This window comes from Brevundimonas sp. Root1279, assembly GCF_001425945.1.
GTDB lineage: Bacteria > Pseudomonadota > Alphaproteobacteria > Caulobacterales > Caulobacteraceae > Brevundimonas.
The window spans coordinates 176,637-195,218 of record NZ_LMEB01000004.1 but is presented as its reverse complement, the minus strand read 5'-3'; the positions used below and the strand labels follow the sequence as shown (position 1 = coordinate 195,218).

The following is an 18,582-nucleotide window of genomic DNA, read 5'->3' as shown; positions in this document are numbered from 1 at the left end:
TGATCCCCGGATTCTTGTGTCCGAGCGATGATTTTGGGTGGTTCAGCGGCGATCGACCGGCGGGGGGGCGGTTCCGCGCTCCCGCGTACGACGAACGAATTCCTCGATCTCGGACTGGGTCTGCTGGGTGACCGGAGCCACCTCGACGGCGTCGACCCGCGCCTGAACGTCTGCGGCGAAAGCCGTCGGGTCGCCGGTCAGGGTCCACTCGATCCGAGCGGCTTCCTCGGCCAGGGAGCCCCCGGCCGCGCTCAGGGCGCCGACCCGGGCGGCCAGCATCGCCGGCTCCGGCGCGGGCTGGAGCGACTTCGGGAAGTCCTCCCAGCGGGGGTAGCCGCGATTCGCATCGACCAGCGTCTGAATGTGCGGCGCGAGCGGCGACGACAGGTCAGCCTCGGTGTCGAACGAGCTCGCGCAGGCGGTTAAACCCGCCGCGGCGACGAATACAGCCAGGACCGCTGCGAATTTCCGGATCGGCGCGTTCATTTCAGGCCCGGTCATATGCCATGATCGCGACAGGCGGAAGGGCGACGGCGTCCCTTGCGACCGATCCTGACGACCTGACGGAGCTCTCCAGCATGGCCAAGCGTCCGATCCCTCCGTCTTCCGCGGCGCCGAATGGCGATCTTGCGGACGCTGCCGCCAAGCCCGCGCGAAAGGCTGGTCGCCCAACCTCGGCCAAGCCCCCGCGCCCTCGCGCCGCCAAGGCGCAGGCGGCCGTTCAACTCGGGCCGATGCCCGATGGGGGCGCCGAAGAGGCTCACACGAAGACGGAACAGACCGACGCCGGTTTCGCCTTCCCCGGCGCCGAACAGAGGGAAATGCTGGAGACCCTGTCTCTGAACCTGGCGCGCGCCGCCATGACGGCCCAGACGGCGATCGCCGAAGCCGCCCTGGCCCAGGCCGACCGACCCGGGGCCCTGTCGCCCGACCCGTTCAACGTCGGGCCGGCCATGACCCAGGTGATGACGGGTCTGGTTTCGCGTCCCGACAAGCTGTTCGCCGCCCAGGCCGATCTGTTCAACCGCTATATGGACGTGTGGGCCTCGACCACGCGCCGCGCCGCCGGCGAGGAGCCCACCCCGTCCAAGGACAAGCGCTTCAAAGACCCGGCGTGGACCGAGAACCCGATGTTCGACGTGATGCGCCAATCCTATCTGGCGACCGCCGACTGGATGAATGGCCTGGTCTCCTCGGTCGAGGACATCGATCCGCGCATCAAGCGGCGCGCCGAGTTCTTCACCAAGCTGCTGACGGACGCCTTTTCGCCGTCGAACTTCCTCGCCTCCAATCCCGCGGCGCTGAAGGCCCTGGCCGAGACCAATGGCGAATCCCTGGTCAAGGGCATGCAGAATTTCGCCGCCGATCTCGAGCGCGGGCACGGGAAGCTGAAGATCAGCCAGGCGGACTATGAACGGTTCAAGGTGGGCGAGAACGTCGCCACCGCGCCGGGACAGGTGGTGTGGCGCGACGAGCTGTTCGAGCTGATCCAGTACGACGCCGCGACCGACAAGCAGCGCGAGATCCCGCTGCTCATCTTCCCGCCGTGGATCAACAAATTCTACATCCTGGACCTGCAGCCGGCGAACTCGATGATCCGGTGGCTCTCGGCCCAGGGCTTCACCGTTTTCGTCTGCTCCTGGGTCAACCCGGACAAGGACAAGGCGGAGTTCGGCTTCGACGACTATCTGCAGAAAGGCATCTACCGCGCTGTCGAAAAGGCGCTTGAGCAGTCGAAGTCAGAACGGATCAACACGGTCGGCTACTGCATCGGGGGCACCCTCATGGGCGCCGCCCTGGCCCACATGGCGGCCCACGGCGACGAGCGGGTTGGGGCCAACACCTTCTTCGCCGCCCAGCACGACTTCGCCGAGGCCGGCGACCTGCTGCTGTTCACCGACGAGAACTGGCTGAAGGAGATCGAGCAGGAGATGGACGCCGCCGGCGGGGTCCTTCCCGGCGCGCATATGGCCGAGACCTTCAACGCCCTGCGCGCGAACGATCTGATCTGGTCGTTCTTCGTCAGCAACTATCTTATGGGCAAGGATCCGCCCGCCTTCGACCTGCTGTTCTGGAACGCCGACCAGACGCGGATGCCCAAGAAGCTGCACCTCGACTACCTGCGCTCGATGTACGGCCGCAACGCCCTGTCGCAAGGCGATTTCCAGATCGGCGGCCTCAAGGTCGACCTGACCAAGGTCAAGATCCCGCTCTATTTCCAGGCCAGTCGCGAGGACCACATCGCGCCGATGAACTCGGTCTACCGATCCGCCAAGGCCTTCACCAATGCCGCCGTCACCCTGACCCTGGCGGGATCGGGGCACATCGCGGGCGTGGTCAATCCGCCGTCGGCGAACAAGTACCAGCACTGGATCAATCCCGCCCTGCCCGCCACCCTTGGGGAATGGCAGGCCGGCGCGGTCGAGCATCCGGGAAGCTGGTGGAACCACTGGGCCGATTGGCTCCACGACAGGTCGGGCGGCTGGGTCCCGGCCCGTGACCCGGCCAAGGGCTCCCTGCCTCCGATCGAGCCTGCCCCTGGCAGCTATGTGAAAGTGAAGTCTTGAAGCGTCTCGAACCCAATCTGCTGCTGGCGATCTCGACGGGCTTCGCCCTGGTCCTGGCGGTGATGACCACAGTCCTGTTCGGCCCGCCGGAGGCGATGCTGCGCAACCCGCTGATGGCCATCATCTGCGCCGGAGGCTTCATCCTGCTGAATCCGAGGCTGGCGCGCATGATGGGGCAGCCTCCCCGGCCGCCGATGATCAATCGCGACACCCCGACCTCGGCCGTCTGGGCGACGCTGTTCCCCTTGATCATCATCCTGCTGGCCGCGATCCCGGTGTTCTGGCCGGGGCATGACTATGGGCTGATCGTGATCATCGCCGCGGTGATCTTCGGGCTGACGGCGGAGTCTGCGCTCAAGGCCCGCGGCGGTTTCTAGGCCGGCAGGAATTTCAGCGCCGCGCCGTTGTTGCAGTATCGCTTGCCGGTCGGCCGCGGCCCATCGTCAAAGACATGGCCCTGGTGCCCCAGGCAGCGGGCGCAATGGTACTCGACCCGCGGAATCCCCAGGGCAAAGTCGGTCTTGGTGGCGATGTTGTCGGCCGGCGCCCGGTAGAAACTCGGCCAGCCAGTCCCGGAATCGAACTTCCAGCCGGACCGGAACAGCGGCAGGTCACAGCCGCGGCAGACGAAAGTCCCGCGCCGGTGCTCGTTGTTCAGGGTGCTCGTCCCCGCCCGCTCCGTGGCCTCATGGCGCAGAACGTCATAGCTCAACCGCGGCAGGCGAGCCCGCCACTGAGCGTCGGTCATCCGCCGGAAGGGCGAAGTCGCATACCGGCTCTCCGAGGCGTTCACCGTCTCGCTCGAACAGCCGGCCAGCGCCAATGCGCCGCTGGCGAGTAAAAGTTGGCGACGCGTTTCCATCGCTCTTCAACGTCGTAGGCCGATCAAGGGTTTGCAAGCGTGGCCGCAACGGCTGCCCAGAGCCACGCGCCCTGCTAAGGTCCGGCGCATGACTCGCATCATCGCCTGCCTCGCCACTCTCGCCCTCCTCGCTCCGGCCGCCGCCGCTCAGGAGCGCCCAACCCCCGAGACCGCACCGTCCGGCGTGCTGTTCTGGGCGCCGGCCGATCGCGAGCGGGCTTTCCGGACCATGGACACCATCATGCCGCACGCCTTGGTGGCGCGCGGAGACGGGCCGCTCCGCGCCCTGCCGCAGGGCCGTCCCCTCGATCTCGATCCGGCCGCCTATATGGAAGACCAGCGCGTCGCGGGCGTGCTGGTGATCCAGGATGGCGAAATCCGACTGGAGCGCTACGGCCTCGGCATCGGTCCGGACACCCGCTGGGTCTCCTTCTCCATGACCAAGAGCCTGACCTCCACCCTGGTCGGCACGGCGCTGAAGAGCGGCGCGATCCGGTCGCTGGAGGATCCCGTCACCCGCTACCTGCCCGCGCTGGCCGGCGGCGGCTACGACGGCGTCACCGTGCGTCAGCTGATGACCATGACTTCTGGCGTGGCCTGGAACGAGGACTATTCAGACCCGACCTCGGATGTCGCCCGCTTCCTTCAGGAACCGGTCGTCGACGGTCAGGACCCGGTCGTCACCTACATGGCCCGCCTGCCCCGCGCTCACCCGCCGGGTGAACGCTGGAACTACTCCACCGGCGAGACCAATCTGGTCGGGGCCCTGGTCGCCGCAGCCGAGGGGCGGCCGCTGGCGACGCTGCTGGGCGAGCGCATCTGGTCGCGCGCGGGCATGGAGGCGGACGCCGTCTGGGCGCTGGACCAGGGTGGACGTGAGATCGGCGGCTGCTGCGTCTCGGCCACCCTGCGCGACTGGGGTCGGATCGGCCTCATGGCGCAGGACGGCGGCGTGCTGAGCGGCGAGCGCATCGTCCCCGACGACTGGTTCGCCCAGGCCACGACGAAAGAGGCCGACATCGGCACGCCCGGCGAAGGCTACGGCTTCCAGTGGTGGACCCAGGACGACGGCGTGTTCCGCGCGAGCGGCATCTTCGGCCAGACCATCCGCGTCGATCCCGAACGCAAGCTGGTGATCGTCATCCTGTCCGCCTGGCCGAACGCCATCGGCGCCTCGCACAGCGCCGCGCGTCGGGCCTTCATCGCCCAGGTCGTCGCGGCGGTGGACGCCGCGCCGCAGGACTGAGCGATCAGGCCAGTCCCGTGTCCTCGGCCAGACCCAGCATGATGTTGAGGTTCTGCACCGCCGCGCCGGAAGCGCCCTTGCCCAGGTTGTCCAGCAGGGCGACCAGCCGGGCCTGTTCGCCGGCGCGATCGCCGAAGACGTGCAGCCGCATGCGGTTGGTGCCGTTCAGGCCTTCCGGGTCGATCCCAGTCATGGCCTCGGAAGCCTCAAGCTCGGCCACCTCGACGAAGCGGGCGCCGGCGTAGGCCTCGGCCAAGGCGCCATGCACCACTTCGACCGACGGCGAGCCCGGCAGGGCGCCGAGGTGAAGCGGAACCTCGACCAGCATGCCCTGGCGATAGGCGCCGACCGCCGGGGCGAACAGCACCTTGCGCTCCAGGCCGGTGTGCAGGGTCATCTCAGGCACATGCTTGTGCTTCAGGGTCAGGCCATAGGCGCGGAAGGCCTCGGCGCCGCCCTCGGCCTCGAACTCGGCGATCATCGCCTTGCCGCCGCCCGAGTAGCCGCTCACCGCATTGACCGTCACCGGCCAGCCCGCCGGGATGATCCCCGCCGAGACCAGCGGCCGCACCAGGCCGATCAGGCCGGTCGGATAGCAGCCCGGATTCGACACCCGCGTCGAGGCGGCGATCTTCTCCCGCTGGCCCGGCGCCATCTCGGCGAAGCCGTAGACCCACTCAGGATTGACCCGATAGGCGGTCGAGGCGTCGATGACGCGCACGGCCGGGTTCTCGATCATCGACACGGCCTCGATGGCGGCGTCGTCAGGCAGGCACAGGATGACCGCATCCGCACTGTTCAGCGCCTCGCGCCGCGCCTCGACGTCACGACGACGCTCGCCGAGCAGGATCAGCTCGAGGTCCGAACGCGCCTCGAGCCGCTCGCGGATCTCCAGACCCGTGGTGCCGGCCTCGCCGTCGATGAAGATGGTATGGGTCATTCGACCTCCGAAGTACGCCAGTCGCCCTCACTGCGGGCGAAGTAATATGCGGGCCAATGAGGAGAAAGAACGACGACGGCGTCACACTCGAGGGGCTCAGCGCAAAGGTAAATGATCACCCTCTCGCCCTCAGCCACCCCGCCGACCGCCGCCACGAAGTCGTCGAGCAGATGATGAGCGCCGGTCGGATCACGATCGGCGCCAGTAACGGCAATTCGCTTCATCGCACCGTCACCTCAAAGAAAAAGGGCGCTCCGGTTTCCCGAAGCGCCCCAATCCATACCGCAGTGAAACGGCTTAGCGCTTCGAGAACTGGAAGGAACGGCGAGCCTTGGCGCGGCCGTACTTCTTGCGCTCGACGACGCGGCTGTCGCGGGTCAGGAAGCCGTGCGGCTTCAGAACCTTGCGCAGTTCCGGCTCGTAGTGCGTCAGGGCGTGCGACAGGCCGTGGCGGATGGCGCCGGCCTGGCCCGACAGGCCCGAACCTTCAACGGTGCAGACGACGTCGAACTGGGTCTCGCGGCCGGTGACGACCAGCGGCTGGGCGATCATCATGCGCAGCACGGGACGAGCGAAGTATTGCTCCTGGTCCTTGCCGTTGATGGTGAACTTGCCGGTGCCCGGCTTCACCCACACGCGGGCGATGGCGTTCTTACGCTTGCCGGTCGAGTAGGCGCGGCCCAGCGAGTCCAGCTTCTGGGTGTAGACGGGGTGTTCTTCGCCAACGCCCGGAGTTCCGAGAGCTTTCAGGGCGTCGAAGCCGGTGGCGGTTTCGGTGGTGACGTCGGTCATTCTCAGACGCTCCGGGTGTTCTTGGCCGACTTCGCAGCGAAGTCGATGGTTTCGGGCGACTGGGCCTGGTGCGAGTGCTCCGAGCCGGCGAACAGGCGCAGGTGCGTCATCTGCTTGCGGGCCAGCGGGCTTTCCTTCGGCAGCATGCGCTCGACGGCCTTCTCAAGGACGCGTTCCGGGAAACGACCGCCCAGCACCTTGGCCGGGGTGGTTTCCTTGACGCCGCCCGGGTGGCCGGTGTGACGGTAGTACACCTTGTCGGTGTTCTTCTTGCCGGTGAAGACGACCTTGTCGACGTTGGTCACGACGACGTAGTCGCCGCAATCGACGTGCGGGGTGTAGTCGCCGCGGTGCTTGCCGCGCAGACGGTTGGCGATGAAGGTCGCGAGGCGGCCCACCACGACGCCTTCGGCGTCGATGTGGATCCACTTCTTCTCGACCTCGGCCGGCTTCAGCGAAGCCGTGGTGCTCTTCAGCATAACGAGGATTCCTGGGAAGGAGACGAAACGGGCTGCCCTCCCCGGAAGACCGGGATGAGCGGAAGGCGCGCTGATAGAGGAAGGCCCGAGCGGCGTCAATGCCGATGGGTTGGGGATATCCGACCTAACCGGCTGTATTAAATAGAGAAAATGCAAACGGTATTAAAATACCGCATCAATTGAGCTCGTTCCGTCGCTCCGGCGCCGAAACCAGGGGTGATCGGAGCTTCCCAAAATGGTCACAGAACCATGATGACCGGCGTCCGGCGCCGCGCGATAAGCGCGGGCATATCGTCGGGGATGACTTGTATGCGTTTTGATCGTCGCAGCCTGCTGACCACGGGCGCCGCCGCCCTCGCCTTCACGGGCTTTGCCCGCCACGCCGCCGCCCAGGAGGCCGCGGCCGAGACCTACGTCAACGACGTCGACGGCTACGGCCCGCTGAAGGCCGACCCAAACGGCGTCCTCGACCTGCCGGAAGGCTTCTCCTACCGCATCATCTCCCAGGGCGGCGAGACGATGCGCGACGGCCTGTTCGTGCCCCAGAATTTCGACGGCATGGGGTGTTTCGCGCTGGGCGGCTCGCAGATCGCCCTGGTCCGCAACCACGAACTCAAGACCTCGCGCCCGACCCACCGCAACTGGGGCCCGGCCGGCTTCCACCAGGAGCGCGAGGCCCTGATCGACAAGTCCAAGGCCTATGGCCTGACCAAGTCGGGGCTCGTGGTTCCGGGCGGTACGACGACCCTGGTCTATGACATGGCTTCCGGCCGCACGGTCAGCCAGCACCTCAGCCTGACCGGCACCTCGACCAACTGCTGCGGCGGCATCACCCCGTGGGGCAGCTGGCTGACCTGCGAGGAGACCGAGGCCACGCCGGAGACCGCCGACGTCACCAAGCCGCATGGCTTCGTCTTCGAGGTGCCGGCCCGCGCCGAAGGTCTGGTCGAGGCCGTACCGCTGAAGGCCATGGGCCGCTTCGACCACGAGGCCGTTTGCGTTGATCCGCGCACCGGCATCGTCTATCTGACCGAGGACAAGGTCGACGGCCTGTTCTACCGCTTCATCCCCGAGACCCCGGGCGAGCTGATCAAGGGCGGCCGACTGCAGGCCATGGCCTTCCGCGACGCCCCGGGCGCCGACTGCACCAATCACGACGATCGCACCTGGGCGCCCGGCGAGTGGCGCGAGGTCTACTGGATTGACCTGGACGAGGTCGAGAGCCCCAAGTCGGACCTGCGCTTCCGCGGCCATGCCGACGGGGCCGTGCGCGTCGCCCGCGGCGAAGGCGTGTTCTGGGCCGGGACCGAGCTGTTCATGACCGCCACCTCGGGCGGCCCGCTGAAGCGCGGCCAGATCCTGCGCTACGTCCCCTCCCCCGAGGAAGGCCGTTCGGGCGAAGACCGCCGGCCCGGCCGGGTCCAGCTGTTCGTCGAAAGCGCCGATCCGAAGACGCTGAACATGGCCGACAACCTGACGGTCGCGCCATGGGGCCATCTGGTGGTCTGCGAGGACAACTATTCGACCGACACCAAGAACCACGTGAAGGGCGTCACCCCGGACGGCAAGGTCTACGCCATCGCCCGCAACGTCTTCACCGGCAACTCGGAGTTCGCCGGGGCGGTGTTCTCGCCGGACGGCTCGACGCTGTTCGTGAACCTCTACTACCCGGGCCTGACCTTCGCGATCACAGGCCCCTGGAACGCGGTCCGGACGTAAACAGCCGCGGCTGCGAGCGGCGCACCAGCCAAAGATTGACGGTCGCCGACGCCAGCACCAGGGCGGCGCCGGCCTGGTGCAGGGCGCCCAGCCACAGCGGCACGGCGTGGATCAGGGTGACCACCCCCAGCAGGGCCTGGAACCACAAGGCGACGGCGACGACGAAGGCGCTCGCGCCCAGGCCCTCGGCCAGCCGCCAGCGCCAGGCCTGGATCGCATAGGCCGTGCCGCCGGCGAGCAGGACATAGGCCAGTATCCGGTGATTGAACTGGACCAACGCCTGGTCGTGCAGGAAGGCCAGGCCGCCCTTAGCCCAGTCGACGGGCGGCCAGAAACCGCCGCCCATCATCGGCCAGTCGGTGTAGACGAATCCCGCCTTGGCTCCGGCCACCAGCCCGCCGAGCAGGCACTGCAGGAAGACCGCGCCCAGCAGCAGAGTGGCGCCGCGGCTCCAGCCGATCGGCGAGCGAGATTTCTCCTCGCCGTTCCAGGCCTCCAGCCCGGTCCAGATCAGCCCCATGAAGATCAGCAGGGCCAGGCCGAGGTGGATGGCCAGCCGCTCCGGAGCGACGTCAACGCGCTCGGACAGGCCGCTGGACACCATCCACCAGCCGATCAGCCCCTGCAGCCCGCCGAGGCCCAGCAGGAGGGCGCAGCGGGCGATCAGACGGGTCGGCAGCTTGCGCAGCACCAGAAAGACCACGAAGGGCACGGCGAAGACGAGGCCGATCAGCCGGCCGAGCAACCGGTGCGCCCATTCCCACCAGAAGATGCCCTGGAACTCGCCCAGGCTCATGCCGGCGTTGACCTGGGCGTACTGCGGGATCGCCTTGTACTTCTCGAAGGCGTCCAGCCAGTCGGCGTGGTGCATGGGCGGAAGGGCGCCCATGATCGGCTTCCACTCGGTGATCGACAGGCCGGAGCCGGTCAGGCGGGTGACGCCGCCGACCACGACCATGGCGAACACCAGGGCCGCCGTCAGGAACAGCCAGAGGGCTACGGCCCGGCTTTGATCACCCGTGCGGAAACGCTTCATTCGACGCTCGCCGTATCGCCCGTTACACTACTTGCCAGCGCCGCTGTTCCGACGCCTGACTGAGCGGTATGCCCGCCCACGACGGCGAGATCGAGTCGCTTTTCGGCGTCGTGTCGCCACACTCTGGAGAAGCCCGCTTGCAATACGCGGACATCGTCATCGCCGTTCTGGGCGCCTTCTTCCTGGCCTGGCTGGCCGACGCCGTCACCGGCCGTCGCGGGCTGTTCGCCACCTCGCTGGTGTCGGGCGTCGCCGCCATCGCCGGCTGGTTCCTGGCCGTACGGGTGTTCGCCGTCGCAACGATGGACCAGTGGAACTGGGTGCTGTGGTCGATGGTCGCCTCGATCCTCGCCCTTGGCGGCTTCTTCCTGTTCCGGAGCAAGCGCTGATGGGTCCGCGCACCCGACGCTTCATCGCCATGATCGGCGTCCTGGTTTTCCTGGTCGCCTGGATCTGGGGTGCGATCGCCCTGCGCGGGCTGCTGCCGCCCGGCCAACTGATCGACCTGCTGGTCTTCGCCGTCGCCGGGATCGGCTGGGGCGTCCCACTGTACCCGTTGTTCAAATGGGCGGAGAGCGGCGGCAAGGATTAGGCTGCCGCCTGGATCTCGTGTTCCAGCGGCCGGCCCTCGGCATAGGCTGTAATGCTCCCGATCGTCGTCTCGCAGATGGTCCCGATCGCTTCCTGGGTGAAGAAGGCCTGGTGGCCTGTGACGATGACGTTCGGGAAGGACACGAGACGCTGGATCAGGTCGTCGGCGATGATCGTGCCTGACAGGTCCTGGAAGAACAGGTCCGATTCCTGCTCGTAGACGTCGAGGCCCAGTCCGCCGATCTGTCCCGACTTCAGCCCCTCTATCACCGCCTCGGTGTCGACCAGGCCGCCGCGGCTGGTGTTGATCAACACCGCCCCGCGCTTGCCCCGCGCCAGCGACGCGGCGTTGACCAGGTGATGGGTCCCCGGCGTCAGCGGGCAGTGCAACGAGATGATGTCCGAACGCTCGGCCAACTCCGCCACCGGCACGTATCGCCCGCCGTGCGCCTCGAATTCCGGATCCGGATATGGATCGGAGCCGAGAACCGAACAGCCGAAGCCGGCCATGATGCGCGCGAAGACGCGGCCGATCTTGCCAGTCCCGATGACACCCACGGTCTGTCCATGGAGGTCCCGGCCCATCAGGCCGTCCAGCTCGAAATTGCCGTCCCGGGTCCGGTTGTAGGCGCGCGGGATTTTGCGATTAAGAGCCAGGATCAGCGCTACAGCGTGCTCGGCGACCGAATGCGGCGAATAGTCTGTCACCCGCACGACCTTGATCCCCAGCCGCGCCGCGGCCTTGAGGTCGACGTTGTTGAAGCCGGTGCAGCGCAGGGCGACGAGACCGACACCGCCCTTCGCCAGGACCTCGAGCACCGGCGCATCCATGCGGTCGTTCACGAACCCGCACACCGCACCCGCCCCCGCAGCGAGCGCCACGGTCGAGGAATCGAGGAGGTGATCGAAGAACACCAACTCGTGGGCGGCCTCGGCGTTCGCGGCCCCGAGCATCTCGCGATCGTAGCGCTTGGCGCTGAACACGGCCACTTTCACGGCGGGCGCCTTTCGGGCTGGGAAATGACGCTGCACCCTACGCCAGCTGTCTCCGCCTCCTATAGGGCCAAACCCCGACACGCGCCGGCGCTGGAAACAAGAAAGGGGCAGGTCCGAAGACCGTGCCCCTCCTGCGCCCCGAAGAGCTGTTCTCGATCGACCAATCCGCTCCATGGATGGAGCAAATGGTCGGAGCGACAGGATTCGAACCTGCGACCCCTTGACCCCCAGTCAAGTGCGCTACCAGGCTGCGCCACGCTCCGAGAGGCCGCTCGTATAGACGGGGCCTCGCCGCCCCGCAAACCCTAAAAACGCAGTCTCAGACGCTTCTCGACAGAACGGCTTCCAGTCGGGCCCGCGCGCCCTCCAGCTCGGCCAGGACCTGGCGCAGTTGGACCGCGGAAACCGGCGTCGGCGGATGGGCGGTCGCTGTGGCTTCGGTCACGGCTTCCGGCTCGAAAGTCACCGTGCCGTCCGGATCGCCATAGGCGGCGACCTTCTTGATTCCCTGTTCGCGATACAGCCGCTGGACGCCCTTGATGGTCAGGCCATCGTCATGGAGCAGCCGCTTGACCGCCTTCAGGAGCACGACATCCTGCGGCCGGTAGAAGCGACGGCCACCGGCGCGCTTCAGCGGGGTGATGAAGGTGAATTTCGTCTCCCAGAATCGCAGCACGTGCTGGGGCGCGCCAATCGCCTCGGCGGCTTCCGAAATGGTCCGGAACGCGTTGGCGCTCTTGGCCACAGCCGTCAGACGCCCACGACGACCGCGTCGTGAACCCGGCCTTTCATGATCTGCGACGCGCGGAAGCTGATCACCCGGCGCGGGTGGATCGCCGCCGGTTCGCCGGTCTTGGGGTTGCGACCCATGCGGGCGCGCTTCTCACGCACCTGGAAGACGCCGAAGCCCGACAGCTTCACGGTCTCGCCGCGCTCGAGCGACTCGATGATGAGCTCCAGGGTGCGCTCGACCATGGCGGAGCATTCCTGTCGCGAGAGGCCCACTTCCTCATGAACGGCCTCACAAAGGTCCGCACGGGTCAGGGTCTGCTGGGCCACTCGTTTGCTCCCCACAAGAATTTGATGACGCATAAAACGGCAAGCGCCCTCAAAAGCAAAGCCGAATTACACTCAAGACTGGATCGGATGCAGCGGAATCGCCTCGCAATTCCGTCGACATGGTGAATCCGGGGGTGGATTCATGCCGGGATGAATTCCGAAGGCGAACTCGCCCTAGAGGCGAAACGCGCAGGCGCCCCAGGTCAGACCGCCGCCCATCGCCTCCAGCAGGACCATGTCCCCGCGCTTGATCCGGCCGTCCTGTATGGCGGCGTCCAGCGCCAGCGGGATCGAGGCGGCGGAGGTATTGGCGTGCGTGGCTACGGTCGAAATGACCTTGTGCTCGTCCAGACCCAGACGGTCGCCGACGCCCCGGATGATGCGCTGGTTGGCCTGGTGCGGCACGAACCAGTCGACATCCGCGATCTCGATGTTCGAAGCCGCACAGGCCGCGGTGATGGCCTCGGAGATGTTGATCACGGCATGCTTGAAGACCTGATTTCCGGCCATGCGCAGATGGCCGACCGTTCCGGTCGTGGCCGGGCCGCCGTCGACATACAGCAGGTCCGTCTTGGAGCCGTCGCAGCGCAGGGCGAAGCCGAGCAGGCCCTGGTCCTCCTTGGTGCCCTTCCCTTCCCGCGGTTCGACCACGATCGCGCCGGCGCCGTCGCCGAACAGCACGCAGGTCGTGCGATCGGTCCAGTCCATCAGCCGGGTCATCTCCTCGGCGCCGATGACCAGGGCGCATTTGGCCAGGCCGCGGGCGACGAAGCCGTCGGCGACGCTGAGCGCATAGACGAAGCCCGAGCAGACGGCCTGGACGTCGAAGGCGATGCAGGTCGGCACGCCCAGCTTGCGCTGCACGATCGACGCGACCGACGGGAAGGTCATGTCAGGGGTGGTGGTGGCGACGATGATCATGTCGACGTCAGCGGCGGACTTGCCGGCGTCGATCAGGGCGCGCTTGCTGGCCTCGACGGCGAGATCGCTGGTCGGCTGGTCGTCGCGGGCCTTGTGGCGCTGCTTGATGCCGGTGCGTTCCTGGATCCATTCGTCGGAGGTCTCGACGATCTCGGCCAGGTCGGCGTTGGTGACGACCTGTTCCGGCAGATAGGAGCCGACGCCGGTCACGGCGCTGCGAATGACGCTCACTGGGGAGTCTCCGTGCCCGCGCCTTCGGCGACCGGCTTTTCTTCGAGCACGACGGTCAGTCGGCTCAGGCTGTTGCTCACCTTGGACAGATAGTCACTGCGCGCCAAATCAACAGCTATGCGGATGGCGGCGCCGAATCCGGCGGCGGTAGCGCCGCCGTGGCTCTTCACCACGATGCCGTTCAGGCCCAGCAGCGGACCGCCGTTGATGGCGTTGGGATCGACCTTGGCGCTCATCCTCTTCAGCGCGGGATAGGCCAGTGCGGCGCCGGCCTTGGCCATCAGGCTGGAGGTCAGGGCTTCCTTGGTCAGGGCGCCGATGAATTTGGCCACGCCCTCGGCGGTCTTCAGGGCGATGTTGCCGGTGAAACCATCCGTCACGACCACGTCGACCGTGCCTTTGGCGATGTCGTCTCCCTCGACGAAGCCCTTGTAGTCCAGCCCGAAGCCGCCTTCGCGCAGCAGGCGGGCCGCCTCGCGGACCTCTTCGTGGCCCTTCATGTCCTCGGAGCCGACGTTCAGCAGCCCGATCGTCGGGCGCGCCACGCCGTGGACCGCCGCGTGGAAGGCCTCGCCCATAATGGCGAACTCCACCAGCTGTTCGGCGTCGCTCTCGACATTGGCGCCGACGTCTAGGACGGCGGTCACGCCGCGGAAGGTCGGCCAGCTGGCCACGATCGCCGGGCGCTCCAGTCCGTGGGCCGACATGCGCAGGATCAGTTTGGAGATGGCCATCAGGGCGCCGGTGTTGCCGGCCGAGACGACCGCGCCGGCCTCGCCGTGCTTGACCGCCTCGATGGCGTTCCAGAGGCTGGAGCCCTTGCCTCGGCGCATGGCCTGGGCGGGCTTCTCCGTCATGGCCACGACCTTGTCGGTATGGCGTACAATGCAGACATCTTCGGTCAAGCCGCACTTGGCCATCTCGGCGCGGATCGCCGTCTCGTCCCCATGCAACTGGAAGCGCACTCCCGCGCCGCCGTGGCGCTTGAGGTAGTCACGCACCCCGCCCACCACGACCGGCGGACCAACGTCCCCGCCCATGGCGTCGAGCGAAATCACAACTGGGGATGACAAGCCGTTTCGACTCCGTCGCGCCGTCTGCCGGGCGCTCGTCAGGGGCGACGATAGCGTCGCACCGGGGGGATGCAACCGCGCGTCCGTTGCGTCAACCTTCGTCGTTCGGCCGAAGTTGCTTGAGCACGGCGAAGGGCGAGATTTCGGTGGGTTCGGCCGGCTGGACGAACTCGGCGCCCGGCTTGCGCGGGAACGGATCCAGCTTCAGGGCCAGTTGCTCGACCGCATAGTGGCCGAGATCAACCTGCCCGCCCTCGATCATGTCCGGCGATTCGTCATCGAGGGTGATGACGATCTCGTCCGGTTCTTCCTCCACCGTCTCGGCGAGCGGCACGGCGAAGCTCGCATCGATGTCGAACGGAAGCGGCTCGAGGGTGATTCCGCAGGTTTGGGCTCCGGTGGCGTGCACCCGGCCCGACAGACGCCAGCCGCCGGGGGACGGCGCCAGATCGACGTCGGCGGTGAACGAGTCCAGTGACGCCAGGTCCAGGGCCTTGGCGATTCGAGCCATGGCGGCGGCGTCAGGCTGGAGCGTGCGCTTCAGGCCTGCGCCGATCTGATGCAGACGAACAGGTTCGCTATAGGGCGGAGGCGGCAGGCTCATCGGGTGATCTCCGCCCAGTCAGGGGCAGTTGTGACGGCGGCGAAGTCCTGGGCGGCCAGGCGGCGCCGGCTGTCGAGGGCGTAGGCGGCCAAGGCCTCGCCGTAGGCGTCATCATCGCTCTCGAAGACGTTCTTCGCCAGGGCGACGGCCAGGACGGCGGGATCTCCCTCGCGCAGCGGGGCCTCGTAGGCGGTCATGCGGCCATAGAGGGACTCGCCCAGCTTGCGCATCTTCTTGCCGACCGAGATGTCGCCGACGCCCAGTTCGCGCAGGGTGTGGTCGAGGGCCGAGACATAGGTGTCGAAAAGGGCCTGTCCCGCCTCGGCGCCGCGCTCTCCGCCCGCGACGGTCTCGTCACGCAGACGCATGACCAGAAGCTGGACGTGCAGGGTGTACAGCTCGAACCGCGCATCGATCCGGTCGGCGACGCCCAGGTCGGTGTAAAAACGCGGATCGCGCGCCTGACGGACCGCCAGGTCATACAGGGGCTCGCCTAGGCGCTCGCGGGGGCGGGTACGGAAGAGTTTTTCAAGCATGATCATGCGGCCCCTTTTCCGCCGCGCGATTGAACTAAGGCTCGGGTCCGGTTAGGTCAAAGACCTTGTTCTCTCACGGGCGTCCTACATGCTCCGCACCAAGCTTCTGATTGCCGCCGCTCTGTCGGCCGCCGCACTGGCATCCGCCTGCGCCCCGACCGTGGGCCAGAACGGCTTCCAGGCGATCGACAACAAGCCGGCGGACATCGTCGCCGGCACGGACACCAAGCAGACCGTGCTCACCAAGCTGGGCACGCCGTCGACGACCTCGACCTTCGAGGGCGACAACGTCTGGTACTACATCAGCCAGATAACCGAGAAATTCACCTACAGCCGCCCGCACGTCACCCAGCGGACGGTGACCGAGATCACCTTCACCGACGCCGGCCAGGTGGCCGAAGTCCGCACCCTGGGCCTCGACGACGGGCAGCAGATCGCGATGAACAACCGCGAGACCCCGACCCGCGGCCGTCAGCTGACCATCCTCGAGCAGCTGCTCGGCAACGTCGGCCGCGGCCAGCTGCCCCGGACCGATGAAGACCAGCCGGGCCAACGCCGCCCGGACTAGGTCTGGCCGCAGGACGAACGATCTACGCCCCGGGGCTCAGGCTCCGGGGCGTTTTTCGTGGTGAAGGGCCCCGTCCGCCGGCGGACCCTCGCCAACAAAAAAGGGGCGGCGCCGTTTCCAGCGCCGCCCCCAAGCTTAGCCAGACAACGGGATCAGCCGATGTTGCCGCTCGCCAGCACCGCCAGCAGAAGCAGGGCGACGATGTTGGTGATCTTGATCATCGGGTTCACCGCCGGGCCGGAGGTGTCCTTGTAGGGATCTCCGACCGTATCGCCGGTCACTGCGGCCTTGTGGGCCTCGGAGCCCTTGCCGTGGACGACGCCGTTCTTGTCGGTGAAGCCCTCTTCGATGACCTTCTTGGCGTTGTCCCAGGCGCCGCCGCCCGAGGTCATCGAAATGGCCACAAACAGGCCCGTGACGATGACGCCCATCAGCATGGCGCCCAGAGCGGCGAAGGCGTCAGCCTTGCCGGAGAGCGCCATGATGGCGACGAACAGCACGATCGGCGACAGCACCGGAAGCAGCGACGGCACGATCATCTCGCGGATCGCCGCCTTGGTCAGGATGTCGACCGCCCGGCCGTACTCCGGCTTGACCTGATAGGTCATGATGCCGGGGTTCTCACGGAACTGGCGACGCACCTCGGCCACGACCGATTCGGCGGCGCGGCCGACGGCCATCATCGACATGCCGCCGAACAGGAAGGGCAGCAGGCCGCCGAACAGCAGGCCGACGACGACATAGGGGTTGGTCAGGTCGAAGGTGACCGGGCCCATGTCGGCGAAGAACGGATAGCTGGCCGGGTTGGCCGAGAAGTACTGCAGATCAGAGGTGTAGGCCGCGAACAGCACCAGGGCGCCGAGGCCGGCCGACCCGATGGCGTAGCCCTTGGTGACGGCCTTGGTGGTGTTGCCGACCGCGTCCAGGGCGTCGGTCGAGTGACGGACTTCCGAGGGAAGACCGGCCATCTCGGCGATGCCGCCGGCGTTGTCGGTGACCGGGCCGAAGGCGTCCAGGGCGACGATCATGCCCGCTACGCCCAGCATGGTGGTGGTGGCGATGGCGATGCCGAACAGGCCCGCCAGCTGGAAGCTGACGATGATGCCGACGATGATGGTCAGCGCCGGAAGGGCGGTCGACTCAAGCGAGACGGCCAGACCCTGGATGACATTGGTGCCGTGGCCCGAGACCGACGCGTTGGCCACCGAGCGCACCGGACGGAAGTTCGAGCCGGTGTAGTATTCGGTGATCACCACGATGGCCGCGGTCACGGCCAGGCCGACGAGGCCGGACCAGAACAGGTTCATGGCCGGCACCGGCGCCGCGATGCCGGGGATGGCGACCTCGGCGGGAGCGACATTGGTGATGACCCACCACACCGCGCCGATCGAGAGCAGGCCGGTGACGATCAGGCCCTGATACAGGGCCCCCATGATGTTCTGCGACTTGCCGAGGCGGACGAAGAACGAACCGATGATCGAGGTCACGACGCAGACCGCGCAGATGGCCAGCGGCAGAAGCATCATCGCCCCGACATAGGGTTGGTCGCGGAAGAAGATCGCCGCCAGCACCATGGTGGCGACCGTGGTCACCGCATAGGTCTCGAACAGGTCGGCGGCCATGCCGGCGCAGTCGCCGACGTTGTCGCCCACGTTGTCGGCGATGGTCGCGGCGTTGCGGGGATCATCCTCCGGTATGCCGGCCTCGACCTTGCCCACCATGTCGCCGCCCACGTCGGCGCCCTTGGTGAAGATGCCGCCGCCCAGACGGGCGAAGATGGAGATCAGCGAGGCGCCGAAGCCCAGGGCGACCAGACCGTCGATGACCTCGCGGCTGGTCGGGTTGAGGCCGAGACCCTCGGTCAGCACCGCATAGTAGCCCGCCACGCCCAGCAGGGCGCCGCCGGCCACGAACATGCCGGTGATGGCGCCCGAGCGGAAGGCGAGGTCCAGGCCCTTCGACAGGCTCTCGGACGCAGCCTGGGCGGTCCGGACGTTGGCGCGGACCGAGATCAGCATGCCCGCGAAGCCCGCCAGGCCCGACAGGACGGCGCCGATGACGAAGCCGATGGCGGCGTATTCGCCGATCAGGAAATAGGCGGCGATCAGGATCACGACCCCGACCATCGCGATGGTGGTGTATTGCCGCCGCAGATAAGCCGATGCCCCTTCCTGGATCGCGGCGGCGATCTCACGCATCTTGTCGTTACCGGTAGAGGCCTTCATCAGCGCGGCGGTCTGGATCAGTCCGTAGAGGACCCCCAGCGCACCTGCGGCGATGACCAGCCACAAAGTGTTACTCATGGCGTTTCCATACCCTGTGTTTTGAAGGCGCCCGGCCCCTTGGCGCGGCGGGCGTTTTC

22 protein-coding genes and 1 tRNA gene are annotated in these 18,582 nt (G+C 67.2%); 7 read left to right on the top strand and 16 right to left on the bottom strand.

The window, feature by feature from the left end:
• Window positions 1–42: 42 nt before the first annotated feature.
• Complete coding sequence (locus ASC65_RS03685; RefSeq protein ID WP_235561382.1) at window positions 43–501, bottom strand: hypothetical protein; 459 nt, start codon at window positions 499–501, stop codon at window positions 43–45.
• 320 nt (window positions 502–821) lie between these two features.
• Between ASC65_RS03685 and phaC the strand changes: the two genes are divergently transcribed.
• Together phaC and ASC65_RS03675 are read left to right on the top strand one after the other, a co-directional pair.
• Window positions 822–2,567 carry a class I poly(R)-hydroxyalkanoic acid synthase gene (phaC, locus tag ASC65_RS03680; RefSeq protein ID WP_056450425.1) on the top strand — a complete coding sequence of 582 codons (1,746 nt, stop codon included), beginning with the start codon at window positions 822–824 and terminating at the stop codon, window positions 2,565–2,567.
• Window positions 2,564–2,944, top strand: a complete 381-nt coding sequence (locus tag ASC65_RS03675) for a hypothetical protein (RefSeq protein ID WP_056449647.1) — start codon at window positions 2,564–2,566, stop codon at window positions 2,942–2,944. The genes phaC and ASC65_RS03675 overlap by 4 nt, the downstream gene beginning before the upstream one ends.
• On the opposite strand, the gene msrB is transcribed toward ASC65_RS03675, so the two are convergent.
• Window positions 2,941–3,315, bottom strand: coding sequence for a peptide-methionine (R)-S-oxide reductase MsrB (msrB, locus tag ASC65_RS03670; RefSeq protein WP_235561381.1), 375 nt, complete (start codon window positions 3,313–3,315; stop codon window positions 2,941–2,943). The genes ASC65_RS03675 and msrB overlap by 4 nt on opposite strands.
• 202 nt (window positions 3,316–3,517) lie before the next feature.
• Here msrB and ASC65_RS03665 point away from each other — a divergent pair, with 202 nt between their 5' ends.
• On the top strand, window positions 3,518–4,675 hold the full coding sequence (locus ASC65_RS03665) for a serine hydrolase domain-containing protein (protein ID WP_056449644.1): 1,158 nt from the start codon (window positions 3,518–3,520) through the stop codon (window positions 4,673–4,675).
• 4 nt (window positions 4,676–4,679) lie between these two features.
• Here ASC65_RS03665 and argC read toward each other — a convergent pair whose 3' ends face one another.
• From argC to rplM, 4 genes are all read right to left on the bottom strand, one after another.
• Window positions 4,680–5,615, bottom strand: a complete 936-nt coding sequence (gene argC / locus ASC65_RS03660) for an N-acetyl-gamma-glutamyl-phosphate reductase (RefSeq protein WP_056449642.1) — start codon at window positions 5,613–5,615, stop codon at window positions 4,680–4,682.
• The gene (locus ASC65_RS03655; RefSeq protein WP_056449640.1) at window positions 5,612–5,839 is read right to left on the bottom strand and encodes a hypothetical protein; all 228 of its coding nucleotides are present in this window, start codon (window positions 5,837–5,839) and stop codon (window positions 5,612–5,614) included. The genes argC and ASC65_RS03655 overlap by 4 nt, the downstream gene beginning before the upstream one ends.
• A 73-nt stretch (window positions 5,840–5,912) precedes the next feature.
• The gene (rpsI, locus tag ASC65_RS03650) at window positions 5,913–6,407 is read right to left on the bottom strand and encodes a 30S ribosomal protein S9 (RefSeq protein WP_056449635.1); all 495 of its coding nucleotides are present in this window, start codon (window positions 6,405–6,407) and stop codon (window positions 5,913–5,915) included.
• Between the two features lie 2 nt (window positions 6,408–6,409).
• Window positions 6,410–6,883: a 50S ribosomal protein L13 gene (gene rplM, locus ASC65_RS03645; RefSeq protein ID WP_156459563.1), complete on the bottom strand. Its 474-nt coding sequence runs from the start codon at window positions 6,881–6,883 to the stop codon at window positions 6,410–6,412.
• Window positions 6,884–7,195: 312 nt separating this feature from the next.
• On the opposite strand from rplM, the gene ASC65_RS03640 reads away from it, so the two are divergent.
• Window positions 7,196–8,605, top strand: a complete 1,410-nt coding sequence (locus ASC65_RS03640; protein ID WP_056449631.1) for an alkaline phosphatase PhoX — start codon at window positions 7,196–7,198, stop codon at window positions 8,603–8,605.
• Here ASC65_RS03640 and ASC65_RS03635 read toward each other — a convergent pair.
• Window positions 8,574–9,641: a COX15/CtaA family protein gene (locus tag ASC65_RS03635; RefSeq protein WP_056449629.1), complete on the bottom strand. Its 1,068-nt coding sequence runs from the start codon at window positions 9,639–9,641 to the stop codon at window positions 8,574–8,576. The genes ASC65_RS03640 and ASC65_RS03635 overlap by 32 nt on opposite strands.
• Window positions 9,642–9,778: 137 nt before the next feature.
• Here ASC65_RS03635 and ASC65_RS03630 point away from each other — a divergent pair, with 137 nt between their 5' ends.
• Both ASC65_RS03630 and ASC65_RS03625 read left to right on the top strand, forming a co-directional pair.
• Window positions 9,779–10,030 (top strand): hypothetical protein, encoded by a 252-nt coding sequence (locus ASC65_RS03630; RefSeq protein WP_056450423.1) that lies wholly within the window; start codon window positions 9,779–9,781, stop codon window positions 10,028–10,030.
• On the top strand, window positions 10,030–10,233 hold the full coding sequence (locus ASC65_RS03625; RefSeq protein ID WP_056449627.1) for a DUF2842 domain-containing protein: 204 nt from the start codon (window positions 10,030–10,032) through the stop codon (window positions 10,231–10,233). The genes ASC65_RS03630 and ASC65_RS03625 overlap by 1 nt, the downstream gene beginning before the upstream one ends.
• Here ASC65_RS03625 and ASC65_RS03620 read toward each other — a convergent pair.
• The 8 genes from ASC65_RS03620 to ASC65_RS03585 form a co-directional block, all read right to left on the bottom strand.
• Window positions 10,230–11,228, bottom strand: a complete 999-nt coding sequence (locus ASC65_RS03620) for a 2-hydroxyacid dehydrogenase (RefSeq protein WP_056449625.1) — start codon at window positions 11,226–11,228, stop codon at window positions 10,230–10,232. The genes ASC65_RS03625 and ASC65_RS03620 overlap by 4 nt on opposite strands.
• A gap of 186 nt (window positions 11,229–11,414) precedes the next feature.
• Window positions 11,415–11,491 (bottom strand) — tRNA-Pro (locus ASC65_RS03615).
• A gap of 56 nt (window positions 11,492–11,547) precedes the next feature.
• The gene (locus ASC65_RS03610) at window positions 11,548–11,973 is read right to left on the bottom strand and encodes a MerR family transcriptional regulator (protein ID WP_056449623.1); all 426 of its coding nucleotides are present in this window, start codon (window positions 11,971–11,973) and stop codon (window positions 11,548–11,550) included.
• A gap of 5 nt (window positions 11,974–11,978) precedes the next feature.
• On the bottom strand, window positions 11,979–12,287 hold the full coding sequence (locus ASC65_RS03605; RefSeq protein ID WP_156459541.1) for an integration host factor subunit alpha: 309 nt from the start codon (window positions 12,285–12,287) through the stop codon (window positions 11,979–11,981).
• Between the two features lie 174 nt (window positions 12,288–12,461).
• Entirely contained in the window at window positions 12,462–13,439 is a 978-nt protein-coding gene (locus ASC65_RS03600) for a beta-ketoacyl-ACP synthase III (protein WP_056449619.1), read from the bottom strand.
• Window positions 13,436–14,512 (bottom strand): phosphate acyltransferase PlsX, encoded by a 1,077-nt coding sequence (plsX, locus tag ASC65_RS03595; RefSeq protein WP_156459540.1) that lies wholly within the window; start codon window positions 14,510–14,512, stop codon window positions 13,436–13,438. Before plsX ends, ASC65_RS03600 begins: the two co-directional genes overlap by 4 nt.
• 91 nt (window positions 14,513–14,603) lie before the next feature.
• On the bottom strand, window positions 14,604–15,116 hold the full coding sequence (locus ASC65_RS03590) for a YceD family protein (protein ID WP_056449617.1): 513 nt from the start codon (window positions 15,114–15,116) through the stop codon (window positions 14,604–14,606).
• Entirely contained in the window at window positions 15,113–15,652 is a 540-nt protein-coding gene (locus ASC65_RS03585) for a ubiquinol-cytochrome C chaperone family protein (RefSeq protein WP_056450419.1), read from the bottom strand. The genes ASC65_RS03590 and ASC65_RS03585 overlap by 4 nt, the downstream gene beginning before the upstream one ends.
• 88 nt (window positions 15,653–15,740) lie before the next feature.
• Here ASC65_RS03585 and ASC65_RS03580 point away from each other — a divergent pair, with 88 nt between their 5' ends.
• Window positions 15,741–16,220 (top strand): outer membrane protein assembly factor BamE, encoded by a 480-nt coding sequence (locus ASC65_RS03580; RefSeq protein WP_056449615.1) that lies wholly within the window; start codon window positions 15,741–15,743, stop codon window positions 16,218–16,220.
• A gap of 152 nt (window positions 16,221–16,372) precedes the next feature.
• Here ASC65_RS03580 and ASC65_RS03575 read toward each other — a convergent pair whose 3' ends face one another.
• Window positions 16,373–18,523: a sodium-translocating pyrophosphatase gene (locus tag ASC65_RS03575; protein ID WP_056449613.1), complete on the bottom strand. Its 2,151-nt coding sequence runs from the start codon at window positions 18,521–18,523 to the stop codon at window positions 16,373–16,375.
• Between the last annotated feature and the right edge of the window lie 59 nt (window positions 18,524–18,582).

What these genes read in the sequence shown, in the direction of transcription:
- ASC65_RS03685 (WP_235561382.1), bottom strand. Translation starts at nt 501, where the DNA reads ATGACCGGGCCTGAAATGAACGCGCCGATCCGGAAATTCGCAGCGGTC.
- phaC (WP_056450425.1), top strand. Translation starts at nt 822, where the DNA reads ATGCTGGAGACCCTGTCTCTGAACCTGGCGCGCGCCGCCATGACGGCC.
- msrB (WP_235561381.1), bottom strand. Translation starts at nt 3,315, where the DNA reads ATGACCGACGCTCAGTGGCGGGCTCGCCTGCCGCGGTTGAGCTATGAC.
- ASC65_RS03665 (WP_056449644.1), top strand. Translation starts at nt 3,518, where the DNA reads ATGACTCGCATCATCGCCTGCCTCGCCACTCTCGCCCTCCTCGCTCCG.
- argC (WP_056449642.1), bottom strand. Translation starts at nt 5,615, where the DNA reads ATGACCCATACCATCTTCATCGACGGCGAGGCCGGCACCACGGGTCTG.
- ASC65_RS03655 (WP_056449640.1), bottom strand. Translation starts at nt 5,839, where the DNA reads ATGAAGCGAATTGCCGTTACTGGCGCCGATCGTGATCCGACCGGCGCT.
- rpsI (WP_056449635.1), bottom strand. Translation starts at nt 6,407, where the DNA reads ATGACCGACGTCACCACCGAAACCGCCACCGGCTTCGACGCCCTGAAA.
- ASC65_RS03640 (WP_056449631.1), top strand. Translation starts at nt 7,196, where the DNA reads ATGCGTTTTGATCGTCGCAGCCTGCTGACCACGGGCGCCGCCGCCCTC.
- ASC65_RS03635 (WP_056449629.1), bottom strand. Translation starts at nt 9,641, where the DNA reads ATGAAGCGTTTCCGCACGGGTGATCAAAGCCGGGCCGTAGCCCTCTGG.
- ASC65_RS03625 (WP_056449627.1), top strand. Translation starts at nt 10,030, where the DNA reads ATGGGTCCGCGCACCCGACGCTTCATCGCCATGATCGGCGTCCTGGTT.
- ASC65_RS03590 (WP_056449617.1), bottom strand. Translation starts at nt 15,116, where the DNA reads ATGAGCCTGCCGCCTCCGCCCTATAGCGAACCTGTTCGTCTGCATCAG.
- ASC65_RS03585 (WP_056450419.1), bottom strand. Translation starts at nt 15,652, where the DNA reads ATGCTTGAAAAACTCTTCCGTACCCGCCCCCGCGAGCGCCTAGGCGAG.
- ASC65_RS03580 (WP_056449615.1), top strand. Translation starts at nt 15,741, where the DNA reads ATGCTCCGCACCAAGCTTCTGATTGCCGCCGCTCTGTCGGCCGCCGCA.
- ASC65_RS03575 (WP_056449613.1), bottom strand. Translation starts at nt 18,523, where the DNA reads ATGAGTAACACTTTGTGGCTGGTCATCGCCGCAGGTGCGCTGGGGGTC.